This is a genomic window from Enterobacter sp. KBR-315C3_2022 (assembly GCF_041399425.1).
GTDB lineage: Bacteria > Pseudomonadota > Gammaproteobacteria > Enterobacterales > Enterobacteriaceae > Enterobacter.
The window spans coordinates 18,943-27,185 of sequence record NZ_JBGKEB010000037.1 but is presented as its reverse complement, the minus strand read 5'-3'; the positions used below and the strand labels follow the sequence as shown (position 1 = coordinate 27,185).

General features: G+C 64.8%; 11 protein-coding genes. All 11 read right to left on the bottom strand.

Annotated features, from left to right (window positions below; genetic code table 11):
* Positions 1-113 precede the first annotated feature (113 nt).
* On the bottom strand, positions 114-872 hold the full coding sequence (gene phnP / locus AB8804_RS22350) for a phosphonate metabolism protein PhnP (protein ID WP_371190122.1): 759 nt from the start codon (positions 870-872) through the stop codon (positions 114-116).
* 9 nt (positions 873-881) lie between these two features.
* Positions 882-1,316, bottom strand: coding sequence for an aminoalkylphosphonate N-acetyltransferase (gene phnO / locus AB8804_RS22345; protein ID WP_371190121.1), 435 nt, complete (start codon positions 1,314-1,316; stop codon positions 882-884).
* On the bottom strand, positions 1,309-1,860 hold the full coding sequence (gene phnN / locus AB8804_RS22340; protein ID WP_371190123.1) for a ribose 1,5-bisphosphokinase: 552 nt from the start codon (positions 1,858-1,860) through the stop codon (positions 1,309-1,311). Before phnN ends, phnO begins: the two co-directional genes overlap by 8 nt.
* Positions 1,857-2,993, bottom strand: coding sequence for an alpha-D-ribose 1-methylphosphonate 5-triphosphate diphosphatase (gene phnM / locus AB8804_RS22335; protein WP_371190120.1), 1,137 nt, complete (start codon positions 2,991-2,993; stop codon positions 1,857-1,859). The genes phnN and phnM overlap by 4 nt, the downstream gene beginning before the upstream one ends.
* On the bottom strand, positions 2,990-3,670 hold the full coding sequence (phnL, locus tag AB8804_RS22330; RefSeq protein ID WP_371190119.1) for a phosphonate C-P lyase system protein PhnL: 681 nt from the start codon (positions 3,668-3,670) through the stop codon (positions 2,990-2,992). Before phnL ends, phnM begins: the two co-directional genes overlap by 4 nt.
* A gap of 158 nt (positions 3,671-3,828) precedes the next feature.
* Positions 3,829-4,584 carry a phosphonate C-P lyase system protein PhnK gene (phnK, locus tag AB8804_RS22325; RefSeq protein ID WP_371190118.1) on the bottom strand — a complete coding sequence of 252 codons (756 nt, stop codon included), beginning with the start codon at positions 4,582-4,584 and terminating at the stop codon, positions 3,829-3,831.
* Positions 4,581-5,426 (bottom strand): alpha-D-ribose 1-methylphosphonate 5-phosphate C-P-lyase PhnJ, encoded by an 846-nt coding sequence (phnJ, locus tag AB8804_RS22320; protein WP_371190117.1) that lies wholly within the window; start codon positions 5,424-5,426, stop codon positions 4,581-4,583. The genes phnK and phnJ overlap by 4 nt, the downstream gene beginning before the upstream one ends.
* Positions 5,419-6,483: a carbon-phosphorus lyase complex subunit PhnI gene (locus AB8804_RS22315; RefSeq protein WP_371190116.1), complete on the bottom strand. Its 1,065-nt coding sequence runs from the start codon at positions 6,481-6,483 to the stop codon at positions 5,419-5,421. Before AB8804_RS22315 ends, phnJ begins: the two co-directional genes overlap by 8 nt.
* Entirely contained in the window at positions 6,483-7,067 is a 585-nt protein-coding gene (phnH, locus tag AB8804_RS22310) for a phosphonate C-P lyase system protein PhnH (RefSeq protein ID WP_371190115.1), read from the bottom strand. The genes AB8804_RS22315 and phnH overlap by 1 nt, the downstream gene beginning before the upstream one ends.
* Complete coding sequence (phnG, locus tag AB8804_RS22305; protein WP_371190114.1) at positions 7,064-7,516, bottom strand: phosphonate C-P lyase system protein PhnG; 453 nt, start codon at positions 7,514-7,516, stop codon at positions 7,064-7,066. The genes phnH and phnG overlap by 4 nt, the downstream gene beginning before the upstream one ends.
* A complete protein-coding gene (gene phnF, locus AB8804_RS22300; protein ID WP_371190112.1) occupies positions 7,517-8,242 on the bottom strand; it encodes a phosphonate metabolism transcriptional regulator PhnF in 726 nt (241 codons plus the stop codon).
* Between the last annotated feature and the right edge of the window lies 1 nt (position 8,243).

Sequence of the window (8,243 nt, the reverse complement as noted above, 5' to 3'; positions counted from 1 at the left end):
GGCTGAATATAGGTAACGAGTTGAAAAGAGTGGGAAAGGAGTACAGTAATATGGTCATGGAGGTATGACCATATTACTGGGGATCCCTCAGCCCACAGGGAGAGGGAGAAAACCTAATCCAGCACCAATACCATTCCGTCATACCCCGCCTCGATGCCGTTCGGAAGCGGGTTGTCCATCATCCACACGTCGAACTGATGGCTGATGTGGGTCAGGATCACCTGCGGACAGCCGATCGTCTCGTTTAGCGCAACCACGGTGTTCAAATCACTGTGGTTGCGCGGCGTCTCATCACGCGGTTCATGGCTACAGTCGATAATCATCGCCTGCGGGCGGTTGTTGAGCAGAAATTTCACCGTTTTCTCCGGCAGACCGGCGGTATCGGACAGCCAAGCCACGCGGCTGTGGGCGCTTTCCAGCAGGTAGCCGAAGGTCAGCTTCGAGTGGTTGAGCGGCAGCGGCGTGACCCGCATCCCCTGAAGCTCAAACACCACAAACGGCTCCAGCGTATGGCTGAAATCCAGAATGCCCGGATGTTTAAACAGGTCGTCGCAGCCCGCCTCGTCCGGCGGGCCGTACACCGGGATGGTCGCGCCCACGCCCCAGCGCAGCGGGAACAGCCCCTGCACGTGGTCCATATGATAATGGGTGAGTAAAAACTGCTGGAAGCTGCCCGCGGGCCAGTCGTCCATCAGGTGCGGAATGCCCGCGTCCAGCAGCGTTACCGCGTCGTTGAATTTCACCGCTGCGCTGCACGGGCGGCGGCGATAATTTTCCTGCAGGCGCGCCCGGCGGCAGGCCGCGCAGTCGCAGCCAAAGACCGGCACCAGCTGCGCGCCGCCGGTGCCCGTTAGCGTGATTGTCAGACTCATAGCGCACCTCTACAGCGGTTTGGTGAACCTGAAATGGCTCTGCGCGTACCCTTCACGCAGGTAAAAACGGTGCGCGTCCACGCGCTTTACGCTGGTGGACAGCTCCGTCAGCTCCGCGCCCGCCTGCCGCGCCGCGTCTTCCGCCCAGGCCAGCAGCTGGCTGCCCACCTTCAGGCCGCGCGCTTGCGGCATGACGACCAGCTCCTGGATCTCGCCGATCCAGCGCGCGTGGTGCAGGTGAAACTGCAGGTGCAGGCCGATCATCCCGACGATCTCGCCGTTCAGCCCGGCGAGCTGGTAATGCATGTTGCGATCCTGAAGGTTGGCGAGGAACCCGGCGCGAAACGCCTCGCGATCGAACTCGGCCTGCTTCAGCTCGCAGATCAGGGCATAGACGACCTGCGCGTCGTCGGCGGTGGCGGGACGAAGTACACACTCAGGCATGCTGTTTTTCCTTCTGGCGGATAAGCGATAAAAAGCGTTCAACCGACTTTAGCAAACTTCCGTCGTTATTGAGGATATGGCAGTCCGACGGGGTATAGCGCGCCGCGCGATCCAGCCGCTGTTCGATTTCCCGGGCCGACTCGCGCCCGCGGCTTTGCAGCCTGCTGCGCAGCACCTCCGGCGAGACCTCGAGACAAACGGGCAGCAGCGCCGATTCGTAACGCGCGCGCGCCTGCGGCAGATGCGCCCGCGAGCCGTTAACCAGCACGTCGAAGCCCGCGTGCAGCCACAGGTCGATCTCAATCCCCACGCCGTAGTAAAAGCCATTGGCATGCCAGCTCAGCGCCAGCAGGTTTTGCCCGGCGCGGGTGAAAAACTCCTGCTCGCTCAGCGCAATATGGTTTTCGCTCCCGGCGTTGGCGGCGCGGGTGATGTAGCGGTGCGCCACCAGCAGTTGGGTATGCTCCTGCTGGCGCAGCGCCGACAGCAGGCTGTCCTTTCCGGAGCCCGAAGGCCCCATTAACCAGATGAGTCTTCCCATCAGAACACCCTTTTTCCCTGACGCCAGACGTGGTCGATATGCACGTGATCGCCCCTGCGGTGGGCCAGCACCAGATCCGCGCGCTTGCCTTCGGCGATTTCCCCGCGGTCGTGAAGATTGAGTGCGTTCGCCGGGTTTTTCGTCACCAGGCGAATCGCCTGCGGCAGCGTAAAGCCGTTGCCCTCGTCGTCCGCCACGCGGAACGCCGCGTCCAGCAGGCTCGCCGGATAGTAATCGGACGAGAGAATATCCAGCAGGCCGAGCGAGGCGAGCCTGCTTGCCGCCACGTTGCCGGAGTGCGATCCGCCGCGCACGATGTTCGGCGCGCCCATCAGCACGTTCATCCCGTGCTGACGCGACGCCTCTGCCGCGTCGAGCGTGGTGGGAAATTCGGCGATCACGCTGCCAAGCTGGTGGGATTCGCGTACGTGATCGTGCGTGGCGTCGTCATGGCTGGCCAGCGCAATGTTGCGGTCGCGGCACAGCGCGGCAATCGACAGGCGGTTCGGCTGGGACCAGCGCGCGGCAAGCGCCAGCTGCTCTTCCTCGTAGCGCGCCATCTCGGCGTCGCTAAGGGAATATTTGCCCTGATAATACTCGCGGTACTTCTCAATGTTGGCGAACTGGCGCTGGCCGGGGGAGTGATCCATCAGGGAGACCAGCGAGACCGGCTCGCGCCCCACCAGCTTTTCAAACAGCGGCAGGGTGGTGTGGTGCGGCAGCTCGCAGCGCAGGTGCAGGCGGTGCTCGGCGCGGTTCAGGCCGCGTTTTTGCGTCTCCTCCACGGCGTTGATCATCTTCTCCAGATTCTCAAGACGGTCGCCGCCGTCGCGCACGTCGCCGATCGCCACCGCGTCCAGCACCGTGGTGATGCCGCTGGCGACCATCAGCGCGTCGTGGCTGCTCATCGCCGAATGGGCGGGCCAGTCCACCTTCGGGCGCGGGGTGAAGAACTTGTCCAGGTTATCGGTATGCAGCTCGATAAGCCCCGGCAGCAGCCAGCCGCCTTCGCCGTCCATCGCCTCCGGCGCGCGGCTTTGGGTTTCGGCAAACGCGCGGATGACGCCGTCCTGAATCTCAATCGACCCGCCCACAACCTCGTTTTCCAGCACCAGCCTGACGTTATTGATAATCATGCGTTGTTCCCCATTGGGTGCAGCCTGTCCGCGACGCGCTCGCGCACGGCCTCGTCGTGGAAGATCCCGACGATCGCCGCGCCGCGCGCTTTGGCCTGTTCGATCAGCTCGACGACCGCCGCGCTGTTTTTGGCGTCCAGCGAGGCGGTCGGTTCATCGAGCAGTAAAATCGGGTAGTCGACGATAAACCCGCGGGCGATGTTGACGCGCTGCTGCTCGCCGCCGGAAAAGGTCGACGGAGCGAGGTGCCACAGGCGCTCCGGCACGTTGAGGCGCGTCAGCAGGCTGGCGGCTTTGGCAGCGCAGGTCTCGCGCGGTACGCCGAGATCCAGCAGCGGCTGCATCACCACGTCCAGGGCGGAGATCCGCGGGATCACCCGCAGAAACTGGCTGACCCAGCCGATCGTTGCGCGGCGAACCTCAAGCACCTTGCGCGCGGGAGCCTGAACGAGGTCAACCCACTCCTCGCCGTGGCGAATGTTGATATGGCCCTCGTCGGGCAGATAGTTGGCGTAGAGCGAGCGCAGCAGGGTGGATTTGCCGCTGCCGGAGTGGCCGTGTAGCACCACGCATTCGCCCTTGCTCACCGCTAGCGAGGCGTTTTGCAGGACGGGCAGGCGCACGCCGTTTTGCTGGTGGAGCACGAAGGTTTTACTGACGTTTTGTACGTGGATCATGTTGGCCTCGTGGCGTTTTCTTGCCGGGTGGCGGCTTCGCCTGACCCAGCCTAAGGGTGCGGTGTTCTTTTTGCCGGGTGGCGGCTGCGCCTGACCCGGCCTACAAGGTGCGGTGTTCGTAGGCCGGGTAAGCGCAGCGCCACCCGGCGACACCGTCCTCAGTTCTGCAATACGGACGACACCAGCAGCTGGGTGTACGGATGAAGCGGATCGTCGAGCACGCGGTCGGTTAGCCCACTTTCCACCACCTGACCCTGCTTCATCACCAGCAGACGGTCCGCCAGCAGGCGCGCAACGCCCAAATCGTGGGTGACAATCACCACCGCGAGGTTCAGCTCTACCACCAGGCCGCGCAGCAGGTCGAGCAGGCGCGCCTGCACGGAGACGTCCAGTCCGCCCGTCGGCTCATCCATAAACACCAGCTTGGGATGGGTCACCAGGTTGCGGGCAATCTGTAAGCGCTGCTGCATGCCGCCGGAGAAGGTGGTCGGCAGGTCGTCGATGCGCGAGGCGGGGATTTCCACCTCTTCCAGCCAGTGCTGCGCAGTGGCGCGGATGTTGCCGTAGTGGCGCGCGCCGGTGGCCATCAGCCGTTCGCCGATGTTGCCTCCGGCGGAGACCTGGCGGCGCAGGCCGTCCATCGGGTGCTGATGCACCACGCCCCACTCGGTGCGCAGCAGGCGGCGGCGCTCGGCTTCGCTCATGCCGTACAGCGACGCGCCGTTGTAGAGAATGTCGCCGTTCTGCGGCGTCAGGCGCGCGGAGATCGATTTCAGCAGCGTGGTTTTGCCGGAGCCGGACTCGCCGACGATGCCCAGCACCTCGCCCGGCCACAGCTCGAACGACACGTCGCTGAAGCCTTTGCCCGGCGCGTAAAGATGGGTCAGGTTATTAACCGAAAGCAGCGGTTTCATTGGCTGTTGGCCTCGCTCTGTTGGCGGCAGAAATCGGTGTCGGAGCAGACGAACATCCGTTTGCCCGTGTCGTCCAGCACCACTTCGTCCAGATAGCTGTGCGTGGAGCCGCAGATGGCGCACGGCTCGTCCCACGCCTGCACCGTAAACGGGTGGTCGTCAAAATCGAGGCTCTCGACGCGGGTATAGGGCGGCACGGCGTAGATGCGCTTTTCGCGCCCGGCACCGAACAGCTGCAGGGCGGGCATCATGTCCATCTTCGGGTTATCGAATTTTGGGATCGGCGACGGGTCCATCACGTAGCGCCCGTTCACCTTCACCGGGTAGGCGTAGGTGGTGGCGATATGGCCGAAGCGCGCGATGTCCTCGTACAGCTTCACCTGCATGATCCCGTACTCCTCCAGCGCGTGCATGGTGCGGGTTTCGGTTTCGCGCGGCTCGATAAAGCGCAGCGGCTCCGGGATCGGCACCTGGAAAATCAAAATCTGATCTTCGACCAGCGGCGTTTCCGGGATGCGGTGGCGGGTCTGGATCAGCGTCGCGTCCTCGGTTTTTTCGGTGGTGTTCACGCCCGTCACGCGGGTGAAGAAGTTGCGGATCGACACCGCGTTGGTGGTGTCGTCCGCGCCCTGGTCAATCACCTTGAGCACGTCCGCTTCGCCGATCACGCTGGCGGTGAGCTGAATGCCGCCGGTGCCCCAGCCGTAGGGCATCGGCATTTCGCGGCCGCCGAACGGCACCTGGTAGCCGGGGATCGCCACCGCCTTGAGGATGGCGCGGCGGATCATGCGTTTGGTCTGTTCGTCCAGATAGGCAAAGTTGTAGCCGCTTAAGTTAGCCATTGGCGCGCTCCCGTTGCAGGCGTTTCAGCAGTTCCAGTTCGGCCTGGAAGTCGACGTAATGCGGCAGCTTGAGGTGCGAGACAAAGCCCGCCGCCTCTACGTTGTCCGCGTGGGCCAGCACGAACTCTTCGTCCTGCGCCGGGCCTGCGACGTGCTCGCCGTAGTCCGGCGCCTGGAGCGCGCGGTCGACCAGCGCCATCGCCATCGCCTTGCGCTCGCTCATGCCGAACGTCAGGCCGTAGCCGCGGGTAAAGTGTGGGTCTTCATTTTCAGGTGCGACGAAGCCGTTCACCATTTCGCACTCGGTGACCAGCAGTTCGCCGACGTTCACCGCAAAACCCAGCTCTTCCGGCACGATTTCCACGTCGATGTAGCCGCTGCGGATCTCTGCCGCAAACGGGTGGTTGCGCCCGTAGCCGCGCTGGGTGGAGTAGGCCAGCGCCAGCAGGTAGCCCTCGTCGCCGCGCATCAGCTGCTGCAAGCGCGACGAGCGCGAGCACGGGTAGACCGGCGGCGTGCGGGTGATGTCGTCCGGCGTGCTGCCTGAATCTTCTTCCGCTTTCGCCAGCCCCTGATTTGCCAGCAGGCTAAAGACGTGCGGCGCGGCGTCCTGTCTGGCGTCTGAGGCGCTGAGCGGCGGGGCGTCACCGTTCGCCATCAGCGTGAAGTCCAGCAGGCGATGGGTGTAGTCGTAGGTGGGGCCGAGCAGCTGGCCGCCGGGAATGTCCTTGTAAACGGCAGAGATGCGGCGCTCAAGGCGCATGTCGGCGGTATTGACCGGCTCGCTCACCGCCAGCTTCTCCAGCGTGGTGCGGTAGGCGCGCAGCAGGAAGATCGCTTCGACGTTATCGCCGCTGGCCTGCTTGAGCGCCAGCGCCGCCAGCTCGCGGTCGGCGATGCCGCCTTCTGTCATCACGCGATCGACGGCGAGGTTTAGCTGCTGCTCAATCTGCGCGACGCTCAGCTCGGGAAGCTGCTCATCGCCCCGGCGTCTGTTTTCCTGCAGCGCGTGGGCGGCGGCAATCGCCTTCTCGCCCCCTTTAACGGCGACGTACATCAGCACACCTCCACGTGGGTGGTTCTTGGGATGGCCAGCAGGCGATCGCCGCAGGTCAGGACCAGGTCAATGCCGAGCGGGAACGGGTGCGGGCGCTCGGTCAGCTCGTGGATGATGCACTCCGGCAGCTGCGGCGCGACCATGCGCTCGTCGGCAATGCCCGCGCCCGTCAGGCGCAGCATGCGGCCGCCGCTCAGGCTCGATACCTGCAAAATCAGCGTGGCGCTGGTTTCCGGGGCGACGGCACTGCCTTCGCTCAGGGCGTTCAGCTGTTCATGGCTGATGCGCTCGTCTGCCACGGCAAATACCGCCTGCTGCGGCTGTTCAACCAGCGGAGCGCCGGTGTGAAAGCGCAGGTTCTGGCTGGCGATATCGTTGGACAGCCCGCCGGAGAGCCACACCGGGGTGTCGTTATCCGCCAGCGTCAGCAGCACGCTGGTGGTGGCGACGTTCAGCGGCAGCCAGCCCTGCGGGAGCTGGTGCAGCGAGACGATGACGCCCGGCTCGCTCATGGCCTTCAGCAGGCGGCGAAAACTCTGTTGGGCATCCTGGACGGCCAGGGTAAAAGCGGGTTGAAGCGTCATGCGTTGTCTCCGCGAACGAGCGTAAAGAAGTCGACCCGGCTGGCGTTGACCTCGGCCTGACGCGCGGCAGTGCGCGCGGCGCGGTCGGCTTCCAGCGGGGCAATCAGGGTTTCCATCAGGGTCTGAAAATGGGGCTGTTCCTGCAACAGGGCGTCGATCGCCGCGCAGCGCTCGGCGTGCGCTTTGTCGCGGCCCAGCACGTAGCCGTAGCCCAGCGTGCCGCTGCGCAGGCGAATCACCGCGCGGGTGAGGGTGGCATCGCCCGCGAAGAAGCGTTCACCGGTGCCGCCCATGCGCGCCTGAAGCTGGACGAGGCCGATCTCCGGCGCGCGGATCGTTTCGTAATCCGGCGTCAGGCTTAGCGCGCTCATGCGCGCCAGCAGCGCGGCGGGCTGGCTGTGGGCCAGGGCGCGCATCCAGCGCTGTCGGGTGGAGATATCGAAGTGCATTCAGTGCTCCATCGTAAATTCAATCATGTCGGCGCGGGTCAGGCTGACGGAGTATTCCGTGGCGTTGATCTCGCCGTCGCGGTGGTTGAGGGTGCGCACGCAGAGCAGGGGCGCCATGTTGGGAATTTCCAGCACCTTGCTCTCTTTGGCCTGCGCGCGGCGGGCGCTGATGCGGGTCTGGGTGCGCTTAAGGGCGATGCCCGTGGCGTCCTGCAGGAAGTCGTGCAGCGAGCCGCTGGCGAAGCGCTGGAGCACCGGCCAGAGGCTGAGGTCCGCGAAGTAGTGGTCGATCTGGCACACCGCCACCCCGTTCACCCGGCGCAGGGTGCGCAGGTGGACGACGTTCTCGCCTTCGGCAATCCCCAGCGCGTCCGCCACGTGGCTGGAGGCCGGGCGCAGCACCGAGAGCAGCTTTTCGCTGGTCGGGTGGCTGCCCTGGTCGAGCAGGTTCTGGCTGAAGCGCGCCTGGGCGTTGAGCGGATAGTCGAACGGGCGCATCAGCACCAGCACGCCGATGCCCTGGCGGCGCTGCACCCAGCCGCGCTCGACCAGCTGATCGATGGCGCGGCGCAGGGTGTGGCGATTCACCTCGTAGCGGTCCGCAAGCTGCTGCTCGGCGGGCAGGTAGTCGCCGCAGCGGTAGTGGGTGCGCAGCTCAACTTCGAGCTTTGCCGCGATCTCTTGCCAGCGGGTGGGGTAACTGGTCGGATGTCTGGATAAGTGCATA